This is a genomic window from Oleiphilus sp. HI0132 (assembly GCF_001635845.1).
In genome coordinates, this window is the sequence record NZ_LWGJ01000776.1 from 1 (window position 1) to 441 (window position 441).

General features: G+C 49.2%; 1 protein-coding gene. It reads left to right on the forward strand.

Features of this window, described 5'->3' with window-relative positions:
- Nucleotides 1-441: hypothetical protein (locus A3766_RS30815; protein WP_231882871.1), on the forward strand; the 441-nt coding region annotated here is incomplete at both ends.

Below are 441 nucleotides of genomic sequence, written 5' to 3' on the forward strand. Positions count from 1 at the left end.
AGTATTACAGTCACTGCAATCAATACTAATCAACCCCCTATGGCCGATGCGGGCCCTGACCAACAAGCAAACGGGAATGACATTGTCGTCGTTAGCGGCGCAAATAGCACCGACCCGGAAGGAAGCAGCCTGAGCTATACCTGGCAACAGGTTTCCGGCCCTGTGGTTACAGTTCTAGATTCAGAGCAAGCTCAAGCTTCATTCATAGCACCGGAAAATGGTGGCGAAATTGAGCTTAGCCTAACCGTCAATGACGGCGAGTTAAACTCTGTAAGCGATAGCATTATTATTTCTGTTCAAGCTATCAGCACTGCATTGGTCGCTCACGCAGGCGCTGACCAAACAGTCAGAAGCAATACATTGGTTTCACTAGATGCCAGTGAAAGTACTCATAGTGAGCACCTGAGTTTAAGTTACGCCTGGCGTCAGACAGGTGGCCCA